The 17,095-nt window shown below is 70.8% G+C and carries 17 protein-coding genes; 9 read left to right on the top strand and 8 right to left on the bottom strand.

From position 1 onward, the window contains the following. Window positions 1-25: 25 nt before the first annotated feature. Window positions 26-151 carry a hypothetical protein gene (locus tag AC3DEV_RS13370; protein ID WP_256385631.1) on the bottom strand — a complete coding sequence of 42 codons (126 nt, stop codon included), beginning with the start codon at window positions 149-151 and terminating at the stop codon, window positions 26-28. 236 nt (window positions 152-387) lie between these two features. Between AC3DEV_RS13370 and AC3DEV_RS13365 the strand changes: the two genes are divergently transcribed. Next, window positions 388-1,170: a pirin family protein gene (locus AC3DEV_RS13365; RefSeq protein WP_256821001.1), complete on the top strand. Its 783-nt coding sequence runs from the start codon at window positions 388-390 to the stop codon at window positions 1,168-1,170. Here the strand turns inward: AC3DEV_RS13365 and AC3DEV_RS13360 are convergent. The 4 genes from AC3DEV_RS13360 to AC3DEV_RS13345 form a co-directional block, all read right to left on the bottom strand. Continuing rightward, window positions 1,167-2,900, bottom strand: a complete 1,734-nt coding sequence (locus AC3DEV_RS13360; protein ID WP_488372428.1) for a BCCT family transporter — start codon at window positions 2,898-2,900, stop codon at window positions 1,167-1,169. The genes AC3DEV_RS13365 and AC3DEV_RS13360 overlap by 4 nt on opposite strands. A 146-nt stretch (window positions 2,901-3,046) precedes the next feature. Then, window positions 3,047-3,655 (bottom strand): CAP domain-containing protein, encoded by a 609-nt coding sequence (locus AC3DEV_RS13355; protein ID WP_240341356.1) that lies wholly within the window; start codon window positions 3,653-3,655, stop codon window positions 3,047-3,049. A gap of 100 nt (window positions 3,656-3,755) precedes the next feature. Beyond that, complete coding sequence (locus tag AC3DEV_RS13350; protein ID WP_488372427.1) at window positions 3,756-4,715, bottom strand: diacylglycerol kinase; 960 nt, start codon at window positions 4,713-4,715, stop codon at window positions 3,756-3,758. Then, window positions 4,712-6,313 carry an FAD-binding oxidoreductase gene (locus tag AC3DEV_RS13345; protein WP_488372477.1) on the bottom strand — a complete coding sequence of 534 codons (1,602 nt, stop codon included), beginning with the start codon at window positions 6,311-6,313 and terminating at the stop codon, window positions 4,712-4,714. The genes AC3DEV_RS13350 and AC3DEV_RS13345 overlap by 4 nt, the downstream gene beginning before the upstream one ends. A gap of 155 nt (window positions 6,314-6,468) precedes the next feature. On the opposite strand from AC3DEV_RS13345, the gene AC3DEV_RS13340 reads away from it, so the two are divergent. Continuing rightward, window positions 6,469-7,065: a TetR/AcrR family transcriptional regulator gene (locus AC3DEV_RS13340; RefSeq protein WP_488372426.1), complete on the top strand. Its 597-nt coding sequence runs from the start codon at window positions 6,469-6,471 to the stop codon at window positions 7,063-7,065. Next, entirely contained in the window at window positions 7,062-8,765 is a 1,704-nt protein-coding gene (locus tag AC3DEV_RS13335) for a glycerol-3-phosphate dehydrogenase/oxidase (RefSeq protein WP_488372425.1), read from the top strand. The genes AC3DEV_RS13340 and AC3DEV_RS13335 overlap by 4 nt, the downstream gene beginning before the upstream one ends. A gap of 61 nt (window positions 8,766-8,826) precedes the next feature. On the opposite strand, the gene AC3DEV_RS13330 is transcribed toward AC3DEV_RS13335, so the two are convergent. Further along, the gene (locus tag AC3DEV_RS13330) at window positions 8,827-9,225 is read right to left on the bottom strand and encodes a MerR family transcriptional regulator (RefSeq protein WP_067718910.1); all 399 of its coding nucleotides are present in this window, start codon (window positions 9,223-9,225) and stop codon (window positions 8,827-8,829) included. Between the two features lie 132 nt (window positions 9,226-9,357). Here AC3DEV_RS13330 and AC3DEV_RS13325 point away from each other — a divergent pair, with 132 nt between their 5' ends. Beyond that, a complete protein-coding gene (locus tag AC3DEV_RS13325) occupies window positions 9,358-10,923 on the top strand; it encodes a SulP family inorganic anion transporter (RefSeq protein ID WP_488372424.1) in 1,566 nt (521 codons plus the stop codon). 76 nt (window positions 10,924-10,999) lie between these two features. Beyond that, on the top strand, window positions 11,000-12,220 hold the full coding sequence (locus AC3DEV_RS13320; RefSeq protein ID WP_472984497.1) for a glycosyltransferase 87 family protein: 1,221 nt from the start codon (window positions 11,000-11,002) through the stop codon (window positions 12,218-12,220). On the opposite strand, the gene AC3DEV_RS13315 is transcribed toward AC3DEV_RS13320, so the two are convergent. Next, a complete protein-coding gene (locus AC3DEV_RS13315) occupies window positions 12,172-12,948 on the bottom strand; it encodes an acetoacetate decarboxylase family protein (protein WP_488372423.1) in 777 nt (258 codons plus the stop codon). The two genes, AC3DEV_RS13320 and AC3DEV_RS13315, sit on opposite strands and share 49 nt — an antisense overlap. A gap of 146 nt (window positions 12,949-13,094) precedes the next feature. On the opposite strand from AC3DEV_RS13315, the gene AC3DEV_RS13310 reads away from it, so the two are divergent. Beyond that, window positions 13,095-13,274, top strand: coding sequence for a hypothetical protein (locus tag AC3DEV_RS13310; RefSeq protein WP_067718902.1), 180 nt, complete (start codon window positions 13,095-13,097; stop codon window positions 13,272-13,274). Window positions 13,275-13,344: 70 nt separating this feature from the next. Here AC3DEV_RS13310 and aspA read toward each other — a convergent pair whose 3' ends face one another. Further along, on the bottom strand, window positions 13,345-14,808 hold the full coding sequence (aspA, locus tag AC3DEV_RS13305) for an aspartate ammonia-lyase (RefSeq protein ID WP_488372422.1): 1,464 nt from the start codon (window positions 14,806-14,808) through the stop codon (window positions 13,345-13,347). Window positions 14,809-14,914: 106 nt separating this feature from the next. Between aspA and AC3DEV_RS13300 the strand changes: the two genes are divergently transcribed. The 3 genes from AC3DEV_RS13300 (at window position 14,915) to AC3DEV_RS13290 (ending at window position 17,068) form a co-directional block, all read left to right on the top strand. Then, window positions 14,915-15,736 (top strand): phosphatase PAP2 family protein, encoded by an 822-nt coding sequence (locus tag AC3DEV_RS13300; RefSeq protein WP_067718896.1) that lies wholly within the window; start codon window positions 14,915-14,917, stop codon window positions 15,734-15,736. After that, complete coding sequence (locus AC3DEV_RS13295) at window positions 15,733-16,305, top strand: O-acetyl-ADP-ribose deacetylase (protein ID WP_488372421.1); 573 nt, start codon at window positions 15,733-15,735, stop codon at window positions 16,303-16,305. The genes AC3DEV_RS13300 and AC3DEV_RS13295 overlap by 4 nt, the downstream gene beginning before the upstream one ends. A 121-nt stretch (window positions 16,306-16,426) precedes the next feature. Then, on the top strand, window positions 16,427-17,068 hold the full coding sequence (locus AC3DEV_RS13290) for a phosphatase PAP2 family protein (protein WP_488372420.1): 642 nt from the start codon (window positions 16,427-16,429) through the stop codon (window positions 17,066-17,068). Window positions 17,069-17,095 lie beyond the last annotated feature (27 nt).

Raw genomic sequence — 17,095 nt, 5'->3', positions numbered from 1 at the left:
GCGGAGCAGAAAGGGCCCCGACGACCTACCGGACCTTGTCGGGGTTGGTGTCGAGCACCCGCCCGAGAGTGTTGTCCACGACGATCTGCGCCACCCCGCTGTACGTGGCCACGCCTACTCGCACCGTGGCGGCCAGCGCGTTCTGCAACATCGTGGAACCTCCTGCTAGTCGGTGTGACTCCCGTCACTCTACGCTCGTCGGCGGCGGGCCGCTGACAGATAAACAATCTTTCTGGACGGGCGTTCTGAACGATCGCCCGAACAGTCGTTTCGAACCCTAAAGTGCCCCCTCCATCGCCGCCACCGAACGCGCGAGAGCGCCATCCCGCCACCGGCCGGTGCTATAGTTGATGCGTCATCCACCGCTGGGGAGGGGGCGCAGAGCCCATGTCCGACATCCGTATCCACCGGTCCCGGTCGCGCTCACACGACGCCGGCGGGTGGTTGGACTCCCGCCACTCGTTCTCGTTCGGCAACTACCAGGACCCGATGAACACGCACTTCGGCCGCCTGCTGGTGAACAACGACGACCGCATCGCCGCCGGCTCCGGCTTCGACACGCACGGCCACCGGGACATGGAGATCGTCACGTGGGTCCTGTCCGGCTCGCTCGTGCACCAGGACTCCGAGGGACACAGCGGGATCATCTACCCCGGACTCGCGCAGCGGATGAGCGCCGGCTCGGGGATCCTGCACTCCGAACGCAACGACGGCTGGCGCGACGGCCCGGTCCGCCCCGAGGCCGCCCCCGCCGACCCGGTCCACCTCGTCCAGATGTGGGTCGTCCCGGACTCCTCCGGTGGGGATCCCGGCTACGAACAGCTGGAGATCGAACCGGCGGAGCTGGAGAACCAGCTCGTCGTCGTCGCCGGAGGGCTACCCACCCACGCCGACCGCGCCGCCATCCGGATCCGCGACCGCTCGTCCGCGCTGCACGCCGCGCGGCTGGCACCGGGCCGGTCCGTCCAGCTCCCCGACGCGCCCTACGTCCACCTCTACGTGCCCCTGGGCTCGGTGACGCTGGAGGGCGAGGGCCTGCTGGACACCGGCGACGCCGCGCGGATGACCGCCGCCGGGGGCCGACGCGTCACCGCCGGCGACCACGGCGCCGAGATCCTCGCGTGGGAGATGCACGCGGGCATGACGATGCTCGACGTCCGCGGCCACTAGTCCTTCTCGGTTGCCGTCCCCTTGTCGTCGCCGGCCGACAGGGGGGCACCGTCGTCCTGCTCCCCGTCCCCCGGGATGTGGTACAGCGGGTGCACCGGCTCGGGCGAGGGCGCCTCCTCGTGCTTCTCGAGCTCCTCGGCCGAGTAGGCGCGGCGCCACTGCCTGGTGACCGTGGGGGGCCGCTCCCCCATGTCGTTGCTGATCCCGCGGACCAGGCTGTACATCATGACGAAGCCCATGATGAAGAACGGCAGTCCGACGACGGTGATGACCTCCTGCAGCGCGGTGAGCCCACCCTCGCCGGTACCGGCGAGGATCGTCGCGCCGACCGCTCCCATGAGCACGCCCCAGATGACCCGCTGATGGGTCGGTGTCGGCTCGAAGTCGTCGTCCCGGCCGGAGGCCATCATGTCGACGACCATCGACGCCGAGTCGACGGACGTGGTGAAGAAGACGACGACGAGCAGCACCGCGATACCGGACAACAGCGTGGCCAGCGGGTAGTTCGACAGGAACGCGAACAGGGCGCCGGGGATGTCGCCGTCGTCTACCACCGCCTCGGTGAGGCCACCGGAACCGAAGAGTTCGATGTGGAACGAGGCCATGCCGAAGATCCCGAACCACAGCACCGAGAAGCCCACCGGCAGGCCGAGGACGCCGAAGACGAACTGGCGGATCGTGCGGCCGCGGCTGATCCGGGCGATGAAGATGCCCACGAACGGCGACCACGTGATGGTCCACGCCCAGTAGAAGACGGTCCACGTGTTCTGCCACGAGGCCAGGTCGTCGTTGGCCGGGAAGACGTTGTTCCACAGCGCCAGCTCCGGCAGGGTCGACAGGTAGATCCCCAGCGACTCGACGGTGCCCTTGAGCAGGAACAGGGTCGGCCCGGTGGCCACGACGAAGATCAGCAGCGCGACCGCGACCGCGATGTTGAGGTTGGACAGCCGCTTGATGCCCTTCTCCAGGCCCAGGGCCACGGAGATGCACGCGATGGTGGTGACCACGACGATGACGAGGACCTGGACGACCGGGGACATGGCGATGCCGAACAGCTCGTCCAGGCCGGCGTTGATCTGCAGCGTGCCCAGGCCGACCGAGGTGGCCACACCGAACACGGTGCCGACGAGCGCCACGATGTCGATCGTCTTGCCGATCGGGCCGAAGATCTTGTCGCCCAGCAGCGGCGCGAAGATCGAGCTCACCCGCGGCGGCATCTTGCGCTTGTAGATGAAGTAGGCGAACGCCAGGGCGGGCAGCGCGAAGATCGTCCAGGTGTGCAGGCCGAAGTGGTACAGCGTGAACGCCATCGCCTCGGTGGCCGCGTCCCGGCTGCCGGGCTCGACGCCCCCGCGCGGCGGGGTCGCGAAGTGCGAGATGGGCTCCGCCACGCCCCAGAACATGAGGATCGTGCCGATGCCCGCGGCGAACAGCATGCCGAACCAGCTCAGCGTGGAGTGCTCGGGGAGCTCGTCGTCCCCGCCGAGACGGACGTGGCCGAATCGGCTCAGGGCGATCCAGATGAGGAAGCCGAGGAACGCGGTGACACCGAAGATGTAGAACCAGCCGAGGTTGGTCATGATCCACCCGGAGGCGGAACCGAAGACGCTGCCCACCCAGTCGCCGGCGAAGAACGTCACCACGACGAAGAGAAGGATGACCCCGACGGTCGTGAAGAACACCCCCGGATCGGTCTTGAGCCTCAGTGCTCTCAGTATCCGTTCGGACATGGTCTCCCCCGTCGTCTCGGCTCTACCCGGGCGCCGGTGCCGCCGGATCGAGTGGTTCAGTCAGAGTGCTGCTTCCACTAGTGGTCGGGCTTCTACCAGTGGTGGTGCTTCTACTTGTGGTCGTGCTTCAACCTGTGGTCCTGCTTCTAGTACGCGAAGTTGTGTACCACGAATACCTTCCCGCCGCTCGAATAGGCGATTCCCATACCGGCGGACCGGTACCCGGGATCGAGGAGGTTTTCGTTGTGTCCGGGCGAGTTCTTCCACAGGTCGACGAGGCAGGTCGCGCCGCAGTGGGTCCCGGCGGCGACGATGTTCTCCCCGTAGCCACGGCCGATCAGGGCGGTGTTGTGGACCACCTCGTCGCGGGCGGCGAGTCGGTCGGCCCAGGCCTGGGCCTCACGGTCGAGTTCCGGGTTGGGCGCCAGCGTCCCGAGCGCGCGGCCGATGCGGTACGCGTCGATCTCGCGGACGATGCCCTCGCGCAACCCGCCGCCGACGGCCAGGGCGGTGATGTCCTGGTAGGCCATCTCGCTGGAGCCGACCGCAGCCCACGCCTCGGGAGGCAGTGCGGCCCGCACCTGGGAGACGAGACCGTCCACCTGGGGGACCAGGTGGGCCGGGATCAGGTGCTGCGGGATGAAGGACGGCAGGGTCCGGTCAGCCGTCTGGGCAGAGGCGGTCGCGGCCCCACCCAGAAGGGTGGCGGCGGTGACGGCGATCGTCGCGAGTGACGCGATGGGACTGGTGCGCATGGTGGTGATCATGCCGTCTCGGTGCGCCTGAAGCGAACCGATTGGCCGATGAGGTAACAGGACGGGCGCGGGACGGCGTCAATGCTGTGACCAGCAGATATCAGCGATGCTGGTGTGACTGGAGTGGCTCACGGGGTACGAGGAACCGACCCGCTCCGGGGAGCACCTCGACGGTCACCGGAAGGGGCGCGATGGCGTCCCCGTCGGCGAAGGCCTCGACGTCCGCGGCCTCGAGTCGGACCGTCCGGCACCGCCTCGTCGACACGCCGCGCAGACCCACGTGGGCACCGGAGTAGATCGAGGGGAAGTGCCGCATGAAGCGGAGTTTGGAGATCTTCCCGACGTAGCAGACGTCGAACAACCCGTCGCTCCGGTCGGCGTCGGGCGCGATCTTCATGTCCCCGCCGTAGCTGCGGGTGATCGCGAACGCGCTGAGCAGGACCTCGGTCTCGACCGTGTCCTCGGTCGGCAGTCCGGCGTCGAAGACCATCCGGAAGCGCCGGGGACGGTAGGTCGGGAACTCGATGATCGAGGCGAGGACGTAGCGCAGGGGCCCGCGGAGGATCCCCATCTCGTTGACCCGCCGGTTGACCCTGGAGTCCAACCCGGCGCACAGCACCGAGGCGAACACCGTCGGTTCCCCGCCGTCCGGGGTGGCCCGGCCGAGGTCGACGGTCTCGACCCGGCCGTCGGCGACGACGTCCGCGGCGGCCTCGGGATCGCCCAGGGGGATGCCGTACTCGCGGGCCAGGTCGTTGCCGGTGCCCGCCGGGATGATGCCCACGGGCACATCGGTGAAGGCCTGCGCCTGCACGGCGATCGAGACCATCCCGTCTCCGCCGCACACCACCAGCGCGTCGGTCCCGTCGGCCACCGCCCGCCGCGCCAGCGCGAGGGACTCGGTCGCCCCGCCTCCGGCTAGCCGGGTGACCTCGAGACCGTGCGCGCGCAGCCGGTCGGCGGCCCGGCCCGCCACCTTCTCTCCGCGTCCCCCGCCCGCGGCGGGGTTGACCAGCAGCGTGACCGCCCCGATCCGGCGGTCGGACAGCTGCGCGCTCATGGGATGAGTGTGCCCGGGTTGCACACGCCGTGGGGGTCGACGGCGCTCTTCACCGCGCGCAGCATCCGCAGTCCGACCTCGCCGATCTCCGACTCCAGATACGGGCGGTGGTCGACGCCGACCGCGTGGTGGTGGGTGATCGTGCCGCCGGCCGCCACGATCGCCTCGGAGGCCGCCCGCTTGGCATCGAGCCACTGGGCGACGGGGTCCGGCCCGCGCTGGCCAGCCACCACGGTGAAGTAGAGGGACGCACCCGTCGGGTAGACGTGGCTGATGTGGCACATGACCAGCGCCGGCGTTCCGAAGGCCTCGAGCGAGGTGGTCAGCGCCTCCGTGACCGCGGCCCGCAGTGCCGGCAGGCGGGACCAGTCGGTGGCGGTCTCCAGGGTCTCCACCAGCGCGCCGTTGTCCAGCAGCGCATCGCGCAGGACCGGGGCCCCGAAGCGGCCGTGTTCCCACGACTGCGCGGGCCCCGGGCCCAGCGAGGTGCCGCCGTGGGTGATCAGGACCTCCCGCGTCTCCGCGTGCCGGGACCCGGCATGGGCGGCCGTGCCCTCGAACAGGCAGAGACACAGGCAACCCCCGGCCCTGTCCTCGACATCCCCGGTCTGCTCGCCGATCGAGTCGGTCGCGGTCGCCAGGTTCACCATCGTCTCTGTCTCGTCGGACAGGCGGATGACCGTCGGGCCCGTCCCCTGCTGCTCGACCGCGCGCAGCGCCGCGGCGCCGGTGGCGAAGTCGGGAAAGCGGAACGCCTCGTGCCGCACCACCTCCGGCACCGGATGGATCCGCACGCGCACCCGGGTGCACACGCCGAACGCCCCCTCCGATCCCAAGAGCCACTGCCGCAGGTCCGGGCCCGCGGCCGACGCCGGGGCCCGGCCCGCCTCGATCACGCCGACCGGAGTGACCACCGTCAGCCCGCTGACCATCTCGTCGAAGCGCCCGTACCCGGCGGAGCTCTGTCCCGAGGACCGGGTCATGGCGTAGCCGCCCAGCGTGGCGTAGGGGAAGGACTGCGGGAAGTGCCCGAGCGAGAAACCGTGCTCAGCCAGCAGTTCCTCGGCCCGCGGACCCGTGACGCCCGCCCCGAGGACCGCCTCCCCCGACTCGGGGTCGATCGACTCGAGACCGTCGAAATGGGCCAGGTCGACGCTCAGCACGGCCCTGTTCGTCCCGGTGTCCGGGTCCAGGCCGCCGACGACGGAGGTGCCGCCGCCGAAGGGGACGACCGCGACCTTCTCGGAGGTGCACCAGTCCAGGAGGGCGGCCACCTCGTCGTCGTCCCCCGGGGCCACCACCGCATCGGGGCAGTCCACGGCCGGCCTCGTCCGCCACGCCAACAGGTCGGGCGTCGACTTGCCGCGGGCGCGCGGAAGGCGCTGCGCGTCGTCGACCGAGACGTCGCCGGGGCCCACGATGTCGGCCAGTGCGGCGAGATCGGCGTCGGTCAATCGCGACGGCGAGGCGGTCACCGCGGACGGGTCGAACGTCCGCCCGGTCTCCGCGGTCACGCCGAGCACGTCGCGCAGCAGGGCGCGGATGCTCTCGCTCAGCTCCGTGGCCTCGGTGTCCGTCCCCCACCTGGACAGGTCCATCGGCGGTAGCGGCAGGCGGCCGGATCGGTGCTTGTCAGCGGGGTTCACGTCGCTCATACTGGGACACTAGAGCACGATCTGTTCCGCTCACGGGTTTTCGTCCGGTGTCCCGGCACCGACCCGCGCCCCGCGGGACCCGCCGCGAAGGAGGCCCGGTGACCGTTTCCTCCCCTTCGCGCCACACCACGCGGGACCGCGCGCTCACCGCCGCCCGGGCCGCGATCCTCGAGATCGGCCCCAGCCGCACCACGATGGTCGAGGTCTCGCGCCGATCCGGCGTCGGACGCACCACCCTCTACCGGCACTGGCCCGACGTCAGCGCACTGGTCGCCGACCTCCTCACCCGCGAACTCACCGGCGTGGTCGAGCGCGTCGGCCCGGACCTGCTGGAGGGCGCGGTCCACGATGCCGGCGAGTTGGCCCGCCTGCTGTGCGCGATGGCCGACGAGGTGCGCACCGACCCCCTGCTCGACGCGCTGCGCCGACACGAGAGCGGCATGCTCGCCGAGTACGTGTTCCGCCGGCTCGGCACGTCCCAGCACCGACTCATCGATTTCCTCCGCGACGTCCTCGCCCGCGCCATCGCGGCCGACGCCCGCCTCGCCGGCCGCGACCCCGACCGCATGGCCACCATGCTCTACCTCGCGGTCCAGGGCGCCGTGCTGTCCGCTCCACTGGCCGACCCGCCGCTCGACGCCGACTCGTGGCGCGCCGAGCTCCACCTGCTCGTGACCGGGTACCTGGGCCTGTGACCGGGCACGCGAAAGCGGACCACGGGCCCACCGCGCGCCCCGGGCCCACCGATGCGACGGCCCCGTCCACCGCGCTGTCCGCCGGTCGACGCGCGCGCGAGCTCGCCGAGCTGCGTGGCCGCTCCACTCCCGTGGACCTCATCGTGATCGGCGGCGGCATCACGGGCGCGGGGATCGCGCTCGACGCCGCCTCCCGCGGGCTCGAGACCGTGTTGCTGGAGGCCCACGACCTGGCATTCGGCACCAGCCGGTGGTCCTCCAAGCTCGCCCACGGCGGGTTGCGTTATCTGGCGACCGGCAACGTCGCGATCGCGCGCCGCTCGGCCGTCGAGCGTGGCATCATGCTCGAGCGCACCGCCCCCCACCTCGTGCGCCCGCTCGCGCAGGTGGTGCCCGTCTACCGCGACACCCAGCCGGTGGGGGCCGTGCTGCCGGGCCTCGGGTTCGTCGCCGGTACCGTGCTCTCCCGTCTCGCCGGGACGCGCGCCGACCGCCTGCCGGGCGCGCGGGTGCTGGGCCCGCGCCGGGTCGCCGAGTACGTGCCGGGCGTGCGCCGCGACGGCCTGCGGTTCGGCCACCTCAACTGGGACTGTCAGCTCGTCGACGACGCCCGCCTGGTCACCGCCGTCGCGCGCACCGCGGCCGGGCACGGGGCCCGGGTGATCACGCGGGCGCGGGTGCTGGAGGCGAGCGGCACGCGGGTCACCGTCCGCGACGAGCTCGGCGCGGGCGGCGCTGTCGTGGGCGGCGCGGGGGTCGGCGGCGCGGGGGTCGGTGGCGCGGCGCGGAGCGACGACGACAGCGACGGCGACGACGAGTTCACCCTCTCCGCGCGGGCCGTCGTGTCGGCGACCGGCGTGTGGGCCGGCCAGACCACTCCCGGCGTGCGCGTGCGTCCCTCGCGTGGCACCCACCTGGTCCTCGACGCGGCCGCGTTGGGCCATCCCGTCGGCGCCCTCACCGTGCCGGTGCCGGGTGAGACCAACCGCTTCTGCTTTGCCATCCCGGCCGAGTTCGGGCGACTGCACGTGGGCTTGACCGACGTCGACGCCCCCGGCCCGGTGCCGGACGTGCCGGAGTCGACCGAGGCGGAGATCGACTTCCTGCTGGATGTCGTCAACCGGGCGCTCGAGGTGCGGCTGACCCGCGACGATGTGCTGGGCACCTTCGCGGGCCTGCGCCCCCTGGTCGATTCCGGCGACGGCGACACGGCCGACCTCTCCCGCGATCACGCCCTGCTCACCTCGGACAACGGCCTCGTCACGATCACCGGCGGCAAGCTCACGGAGTACCGGCTCATGGCCGAGCAGGTGGTCGACCTCGTCGCGGGGCGTGCAGGACTCCCCGCCGGTCCGTGCCGGACCGCCGACCTCCCGCTCGTCGGGGCGCCGGGGCATCCCTTGGCCGCGGTGGCGGCCACCTCCGCCGGACTCCTCCCCGCCTCCCTGGTCGCGCGCTACGGCCAGGAGGCCGGCACCGTGGTGGCGGCCAGCCTGCTGGACCGGCCGCTGGAGGCGGTGGCCGAGGGCCTCGACGTCACCCGCGCCGAGTTCTCCTACGCGGTCACCCACGAGGGGGCGCTGACCGTCGACGACGTCCTCGACCGTCGCAGCCGCATCGGGCTGGTGGCCACCGATCGGGCCGCCGCCGAGCCGGTCGCCCGTCAGGCCCTCGCCGCGGGACGGGCCGCCGCGGACTGACTGCCGGTACGCCTTCCGCGCCTGTCGCGACCCGACTGGAGCCGACGGGCGCCGGGAGGCCCTAGTCGAATCTCCGGACCAGCTGCAGAAACTCCGTGCCGTAGTCGAGCTGGGTCTGCAGGTCGCGATAGCGGGCCTCCGCCTCCGAGCGGATCTCCTCGACCGTCGTCCGGGCCGCGTGCCAGTCGTCGAGCTCCACCGAACCCGAGCCGCGGCCCGCCGAGAGGACGTCCGTCGCCCGAAGGAACTGCCTCATGCGTTCCAACGAGAACCCCAGGGGCTTCATCCGCCGCACCAGGAGCAGTCGCTGGACATCCGCATCGGTGTAGAGCCGGAACCCACCGGCGGTGTGACCGGAGGGCACCACTAGGCCGAGCTCGTCGTAGTGACGGAGGGTGCGGATCGACAATCCGGTGATCTCGGCGACCTCGCCGATCTTGCGCACCGCGTCGTCCGACATCGTTCTCCTTGTGGGCTTGTTCACACTCATGGGCTCGGGGTCGCGCTCGGCCAACTCTACCGTTACGGTACATTCAGAATCTCCCGCTACGGGAGAGTCTGTCATGCCCCTACGTGGTGAGGAAAATTCTCCGTGACAGCTCCCGCGACCGCGCCCGGGGCCTCTCCCGCTCCCGGCGTCGCCGATGACGATCTGGCGCCCGTCGGTGTCCTCGCTTCGCTGAAGTACGCCTTCTCGTCGGCCCGGCGACTGCGCACCGAGGTGCTGGCCGGGCTGGTCGTCGCCCTCGCGCTGATCCCCGAGGCCATCTCGTTCTCCATCCTCGCCGGGGTCGACCCGCGGGTGGGGCTGTTCGCCTCGTTCACGATGGCAGTGACGATCGCCTTCACCGGCGGTCGGCCCGCGATGATCTCCGCCGCCACCGGCGCGATCGCCCTGGTCATCGCCCCCGTCGCGCGTGACTACGGGATGGACTATCTGGTCGCGACCGTTCTGCTGGCCGGCATCTTCCAGGTGGTCCTCAGCCTCATCGGCGTGGGCCGGCTCATGCGCTTCATCCCCCGCAGCGTGATGGTCGGGTTCGTCAACGCCCTGGCGATCCTCATCTTCACCGCGCAGATCCCGCACCTGCTCGGGGTGCCGTGGCTGGTCTACCCGATGGTCACCGTCGGACTCCTCATCATGGTGTTCTTCCCGAGGCTCTCGGCCGCGGTGCCCGCCCCGTTGATCGCGATCGTGGCCATCACCGCGGTCGTGGTGCTGTTCGGCTGGGCCATGCCAAACGTGCACGACCAGGGCGAACTGCCCGACTCGCTGCCGTCGCTGTTCTTCCCCGACGTGCCGTGGACCATGGAGACGCTCCGGATCATCGCCCCCTACGCCCTGGCGATGGCCCTGGTCGGACTCATGGAGTCCCTGATGACCGCCAAACTCGTCGACGACATAACCGAGGTGCGCACCGACAAGACCCGCGAGGGCTGGGGCCAGGGTGTGGCCAACATCGTCACCAGCTTCTTCGGCGGCATGGGCGGTTGCGCGATGATCGGCCAGACCATGATCAACGTCAAGCAGTCGGGCGCCCGCACCCGCCTGTCGACCCTCCTGGCGGGCGTCTTCCTGCTCATCCTCGTCGTCGCACTGGGCGACATCGTCGGCCTGATCCCCATGGCCGCTCTCGTCGCGGTGATGATCATGGTCTCCGTGGCCACCCTGGACTGGCACTCCATCCATCCCCGCACCCTGCGTCTGATGCCGCTCAGCGAGACGGTCGTCATGATCGTCACCGTGGCCGCCACCGTGATCACCCACAACCTGGCCATCGGCGTCGTCCTCGGCGTCCTCACCGCGATGGTCATGTTCGCCCGCCGGGTCGCGCACATGACGAGCCTGGAGAAGGTCTCGGAGCTCGACGTGAATCACGACGGCACCATCGACATCCGTACCTACCGGGTCCGCGGGGAACTGTTCTGGGCCTCCAGCAACGATCTGGTCTACCAGTTCGACTACTCGGGCGATCCCCAGCACGTTGTCATCGACCTGACCGAGGCCGACATCTGGGACGCCTCCACCGTGGCCACCCTGGATGCGATCAGCCACAAGTACGCGGCCAAGGGCAAGACGGTCGAGATCATCGGCCTCGACGGGGCCAGCCAGGAGCGACTGGAGAAGCTCTCCGGCAACCTCGGTGAGGGGCACTGACCTGACCCGACCCGGCCTGACCAGACCGTATCCTGGTCGACCGCACCCCGTTCCGGACCGAAAGGAGCGCTACCCGATGCACACCCTCCCGAAGCCGGGGAGCGCGCTGCGCCTGGCAGGTCTGATCCTGACCGCGGCCGTGATCACCGCGGTCATGGTGCGAGCCGCGACCGAGTTCATGCTGGACCTCCAGGTGTTCCAGGACGCCGGACGGGCCCTGCTGGCCGGGGCGGACCTGTACTCCGAGGGCTTTCCCACCCGCTCGGGCTTCAGGTTCATCTACCCGCCGTTCGGCGCCGTCGTCTTCCTGCCGCTGGCGCCACTCGGAGCCACTGTCGCCCAACTCGCCTGGACCGCCGCCACGGTGGTCGCGGTCTGGGCGATCCTGGCCATGGCCGCGTCCCGGCTCCAGCTTCAGGGCGCACGAACCCTGGCCCTGGCACTGACCGGCGTGGCGCTGCTGTTCGAGCCGGTCCGCGCGAACATCGGCTTCGGCCAGATCAACATCTTCCTGTTCCTCATGGTCACCGCCGACGTCCTGGGCTTCACTCCCCGCCGCGCCCGCGGCGTCTTGCTCGGCCTGGCCGCCGGCATCAAGATCACCCCGGCCGCGTTCGGCGTTCTGTTCCTCGTCCGTAGAGACTGGGCGTCCCTGGCACGGGCGGTTGGGACAGTCGCGGCCACGATCGGCCTCGGGCACCTCATCCGCCCGGCCGAGTCCTGGCATTTCTGGACCGCCGAGTTCTTCCTCACCGAACGGGGCGGCACACGGCACTTCGTCCCCAACCAGGCCCTGAGCGGCCTGCTGGCCCGGGCCCGGATCCCCGCCGAGCACCTCGACCCGCCCGTCTACGGCTTCTTCCTGCTCGTCGCCGCGGCAGCCACCTGGGGAGCCTGGCGACTGACCCGGGACAACCGGCCCGTCGACGCCCTACTCCTGGTCGCCCTCGGGGTCTTCATCGCCTCTCCGGTGGCGGTGACCCACCACTGGTCCGGCGTGGTCATCGCCATCCCGCTACTACTGACCGCCCGGCGCAGACCGGTCCGGATCGCGGTGGCGGTCCTGGTCCTCACCCACCTGATCGGCACGCACTACGCCTACGCGCTCACCGCGGTCGACCCAGCCGCCCACGTGCTGCAGTGGCTCATCGGCAACGCGCAGGGTGTGAGCGGAATCGCCGCGTTCGCGATGCTGCTCGGCGACGCCGCACTCGGCGACGCCGCTCTGGGCGGCGCCCCCGGGCGCCGTCAGCCGATCCGTTCGGGCGCCTGGAACTCGGCTTCGAACCTGTCGTAGGAGAAGGTGGCGAGGGCGCGGGCGCGGTCCAGCCCGAGTTCGCGAACGGCCTCGGCGAACCGCGCGACATCGGCGTCGCCGTCATCCGCGCCCGGCGCGATCGTCACGCGCGCGCCGCTCAGCGGACGCATCCGCCCACCCCGGGCGGTGGCCTCGGCCGTGACGCGCACCGGCTGACCGTCGAGGACCTGCACGCAGTTCATGGCGAGTGACTGGCTGCCGGGGATCGGGACCCCGACGCGGGTGTCCAGCCTGAGATCGACCCCGCCCGCGCCCGCCGACCCGACGGCCCCGAGGCGGGCATCGTCGAGCGCCCCGCCGGCGGTGCCGACCATGGCGCCCTTCCACTTGGGAAAGCCCCACAGCTCGTTGCCCGCCGCGAGGGTGAAGTCCTGGTCCACGGGCAATTCGTGGATGTGCACCAGCGTTCCGTGGCCCGGCACCTTGAGCTGGAAGGCCAGTCCCATTTCGTGGTACGCACCCAGGACGTTGCCCGGCACGTCGTGGTAGCGCACGTGGATCATGATCGCGGGGGTCCGGCCGCCGGGCAGTGCCACCGGCTCGGCGCCCGCGGCGTCGAGGACGGCGGACTGGCGGCCGGCGGCGATGAGCCGGCGGACGACGGCTGCCCGGGTGAGGAACGCCGCGCCGGAGACCGAGGCGGACACGACGGGGACCGGGAAGGTGATCTCGCGCCCGGCGACGACGCGGGAGGTGGGAGAGCTCATGGTGCGACGGTAGCGGTCGAGCGGGCCGGAATCATCAGTTTGCGCGGCTAACGATCGGGGCGGCGGGTCCGATATCACCTGTGTAGGCCAGCTCACGTCCCGCCGCCCGGTTCGCGGCGCGACCACCGATCCATCTGGAGGCACTCATGCTCAAGGCCATCGCCGACTTCTTCGCCCAATTCGATTACACCGTCGGCTCGTCCGCCGCCATCAACGCCGCGATCTCGGGCTCGTCCGCATTCATCGACCAGCAGTTCGGTTTCGACAGTTCGCTGGGGAACCTCGCCGTAAGCAGCATCGGCCGCGTCGGCGAGCCCCCCGCCTGACACGGCTCACCCTGACACGGCTCACCCGGGTTGGAGTCGGACCGCCCTGGTCCGACTCCGACCCGGCGGCTCAGTCCGTGGGGCCGGTCATATCCTGCCCGGGTTGTGCCACGTCCCGTGTACCACCTTTTCCCTTGTACTTCGGCCGCAGGAGGTTGGACGGCGACAAGATGTCATCGAGCTCCGCCGCCGACAGCAGCCCCATCTCCAGCACCACCTCCCGGACCCCGCGGCCCGACCGGGCGCACTCACGGCCGACCCGGTCACCGTTGTGGTGGCCGATGATCGGGTTGAGGTAGGTGACGATCCCGATCGAGTTCATCACGTTCTGGCGGGCCACTTCGACGTTGGCGGTGATCCCCTCCACGCACTTCTCGGTCAGCGTCTCGATGGCGTTGGTCAGCAGCGAGATCGACTCGAACATCGCCTGGGCGATCACCGGCTCCATGACGTTGAGCTGGAGCTGACCTGCCTCGGCGGCCATGGTCACGGTGACGTCGTTGCCGATCACCTTGAAGCACACCTGGTTGACGACCTCGGGGATCACCGGGTTGACCTTGGCTGGCATGATCGACGACCCGGCCTGCAGCTCCGGCAGGTTGATCTCGTTGAAGCCGGCGCGCGGCCCCGAGGACAGCAGCCGCAGGTCGTTGCAGATCTTGGAGACCTTCACCGCGGTCCGCTTGAGGGCGGCGTGGACATTGACGTAGTCGCCGGTGTCGCTGGTGGCCTCGATGAGGTTCATCGCGCCGGTGACCGGCAGTCCGGTGACGGCCCGCAGATGTTTGATGACGGCGCGACGATAGTCGGGCGGGGTGTTGACTCCGGTGCCGATCGCGGTCGCACCGAGGTTGACGTCGAGCAGCATCCGGGCCGCGGCGCCGAGGACGTGGAGTTCCTCGTCGAGCGTCACGGCGAAGCCGCCGAACTCCTGGCCCATCGACATGGGGACCGCGTCCTGCAGCTGCGTGCGCCCCATCTTGAGGACCTCGCGGAACTCCTCGGACTTGTCGTAGCAGGCCTCCCGCAGGGCGACGATCGCCGGCTCGAGCCGCTCCAGCGCGTGCCACAGGGCGATGCGGAATCCGGTCGGGTAGGCGTCGTTGGTGGACTGTGAACGGTTGACGTCGTCGTTGGGGCTGACGATGTCGTAGGAGCCCCTGGGGTGGCCGAGGCGCTCGAGGGCGAGGTTGGCCACGACCTCGTTGGTGTTCATGTTCACCGAGGTGCCGGCGCCGCCCTGGAACTGGCAGGAGGGGAACTGGTCCATGCAGCGCCCGTCGACCAGGATCTCGTCGCAGGCCCCGACGATCGCCTTCGCCACCGTCTCGTCGAGGACACCCATCTCGAGGTTCGCGAGCGCGGCGGCCTTCTTCACCATGACCATGCCGCGCACGAAGTCGGGGATGTCGCTGATGGTGGTGGCGGTGATCGGGAAGTTCTCGACGGCCCGGACCGTGTGGATGCCGTAATAGGCCTCCGCCGGGACCTCCTTGGTACCGAGCAGGTCATGTTCCACACGGGTCTGGCTCATTCGTCCTCCGCCTCTCGGGTCGCCTGCGGCCCACCCTAACCGCGCCGCACCCGACCTCGCGGCGATCCACCGGCGGGAAGGCCGCCGCTCTGCCTAGTGTGGTGGCATGTCGCGCACGACGACCTCCCGTCGCTCCCGAGCGTTCAACTCCGCTCGGGACATCCTGCGGCAGCTGTACCCGTCGGACGGGGTGCTGGGGAGCATCGTCGACCGGCGCGAGATGCCGCTGCCGCGCGGGACGTGGACGATCTTCGGGGTGGCGTTCGTGGGGTTCGCGACCCCGGTGATCGGATTCGTCGAGCTGGCCGAGCGCATCCGCGGCGATGCGGGCCTGCCCTTCGACCGGCCCGTCATGCTGTGGCTGCAGAGTCGCCATTCGCCGCGCAACACGCGCATCGTCCGGGCCGTCACCGAACTCGGCGGAGTCACTGCGGTGCCGTTGTTCGCCCTGGCCACCTCGGCGTATCTGGTCTCCGTCCGGGGCAGTCGCCGGCCCGCCGCACTGTTGACGGTGTCCCTGGTGGGGTCGACGATCATCAATTCGGTGCTCAAGGCCCTGTACCGGCGGGGTCGGCCCACGTTCTTCACCCACATCGTGGAGGAGAAGAGCTACTCGTTCCCCAGCGGTCACGCCATGGCGAGCGCGGCGTTGGCCGGGTGCGCCTGCGTCCTGGCCTGGCCCACGGCGTGGCGTTACCCGGTGATCGTCGGGTCCGCGGGGTACGTCCCGGCCATCGGCGTCACCCGCATGTACCTGGGTGTGCACTTCCCGAGCGACATCCTGGCCGGCTGGTGCGTGAGCCTGGCGTGGGTGGGCGAGGTGGCGACCATCATGTGGTTGATGGACCGCCTCGACGACTCGCCGACGCCGATGATCACCCGCCGGAGGTCGGCCCGCGAGGCCGTGGCGCCCGGGGTGTCGGGATGATGACGACGAGGCGCGCCCGGATCGAGCTGGGCCACGGCGACATCACCCGGATGGCCGTCGACGCGGTGGTCAACGCGGCCAACAGTTCCCTACTCGGGGGCGGCGGTGTGGACGGGGCGATCCACCGCGCGGGCGGGCCGACGATCCTGGCCGAGTGCCGGGAGCTGAGGGCGGGCCGCCTGCGCGACGGGCTGCCGACGGGACAGGCCGTCGCGACCGGTGCCGGAGATCTCCCCGCCCGCTGGGTCATCCACACCGTGGGCCCGGTCTACGAACGCACCGGTGGCGCCGAAGCAACGGGCGGCACGGGCGGCACCGGCGGCGGAGCGTTGCTGGCCGGCTGCTATCGCAATTCCCTCGCCGTGGCCGATGAGCTCGGCGCCCGCACGGTGGCCTTCCCGCTCATCTCCGCCGGGGCCTACGGCTGGCCGCGCGAGGACGCGATCCGCACCGCGCTCGGGACTCTCGCCGGCATCGACACCGAGGTGGAGTCCGCCACGCTGCTGCTGTTCGACGCAGCCACCCTGAGCTTGGCCGAGCAGTGCCTCGCCGAGATCCTGCCCCGCTGAACCGCCCCTCCCGGCCCGCCTCGCACTCCGATCCGCCCCGGCCAGATCCGCTACTCTCCCTCCGGATCCGCTATCCAATCCGACCAGCGGATCCGTATTCGGGATAGCGGATTTTCGGGGGGTGGCGGAGAGCGTGGTGGTCGAGAGCGGTGCGTCGGCCCGGGGTTCGGTCGCGCCGGACGGGCGGACGCGTGGCGTGCTCCCGGCGACGGTTCTGACGGAGGTCTGCGCCCCGTGGGTGGTGCTCACCGTCGGGTCGGTGCACCTCGGCCGGGCGGTGGGGTCGACCGGGTGGGGGCTCGCGACCGCCGCCGGCCTGGGCATCGTTCCGCAGGCCGCGATCACCTGGCGGGTCCGACGGAAGACGCTGTCCGACCACCACGTCACCCGGCGGGAGGACCGCCCCCTGGTGATCGTCGGCATCGCCGGGTCGGTCGCGACCCTGCTGGTGGCACAGCACCGCCGCGGCGCCCCCGGCGAGTTGCGTCGCATGTCCCGGGCCGCACTGGTGGCGCTGGGCGTGGCCGGGGCCGCGACGCTCCGGATCAAGGTGTCGTTCCACACCGCCGTGTTCGCCGGGGTCGTCGCGGTGCTCGCCCGCGAACTCTCACCCCGCTACTGGCGACTGCTGGCCCTCGTACCGACGGTGGCCTGGGCGCGCGTGCGGATCAGCCACCACACCCCGACCGAGACCGCGCTCGGAGCGGTGATCGGCGTGGCCTGCGGATCCCTGGCCGGGGGCCGGACTCCGGCAGCCGGGTAGTCGTCGCCCCGGCCGTCGCTGTGGGCG

The sequence above is a fragment of the Dietzia sp. IBK-p2-15D genome (genome assembly GCF_057773105.1).
The sequence above is the reverse complement of the archived record's forward strand: the minus strand, read 5'-3'. Positions and strand labels throughout refer to the sequence as shown.